This window comes from Nocardioides sp. (assembly GCF_051876515.1).
Taxonomy (GTDB): domain Bacteria; phylum Actinomycetota; class Actinomycetes; order Propionibacteriales; family Nocardioidaceae; genus Nocardioides.
This window is the reverse complement of sequence record NZ_JBJEHY010000249.1, coordinates 1-514: the sequence shown is the minus strand read 5'-3', so window position 1 is coordinate 514 and position 514 is coordinate 1. Positions and strand designations below refer to the sequence as shown.

The 514-nt window shown below is 69.3% G+C and carries 1 protein-coding gene; it reads right to left on the bottom strand.

What is annotated here, in order from left to right; translation table 11 throughout:
* Positions 1 to 3: 3 nt before the first annotated feature.
* Positions 4 to 514: flavodoxin-dependent (E)-4-hydroxy-3-methylbut-2-enyl-diphosphate synthase (locus ACI379_RS17265; protein WP_439793376.1), on the bottom strand; the 511-nt coding region annotated here is incomplete at its 5' end.

Here is a 514-nt window from a genome sequence, read left to right as displayed (position 1 = left end):
GTCTCAGCCAGCCGTGACCGTCGGCTCAGCGCCCTCGACCGGCTCCATGCTCTCCGCGATGCGCATGGCCTCCTCGATCAGGGTCTCCACGATCTGCGACTCGGGCACGGTCTTGATGACCTCGCCCTTCACGAAGATCTGACCCTTGCCGTTGCCGGACGCCACACCGAGGTCGGCCTCGCGGGCCTCGCCGGGACCGTTGACGACGCATCCCATGACGGCGACGCGCAGCGGGACCTCCAGGCCGTCCAGACCCGCGGTCACCTGCTCAGCCAGCGTGTACACGTCCACCTGGGCGCGGCCGCAGCTCGGGCAGGAGACGATCTCAAGGCGGCGCGGCTTGAGGTTGAGGGACTCCAGGATCTGGATGCCGACCTTGACCTCCTCCACCGGCGGGGCGGAGAGCGACACGCGGATGGTGTCACCGATGCCCTGGCTCAGCAGCGCACCGAACGCCGTCGCGGACTTGATCGTGCCCTGGAAGGCCGGTCCGGCCTCGGTGACACCGAGGTGC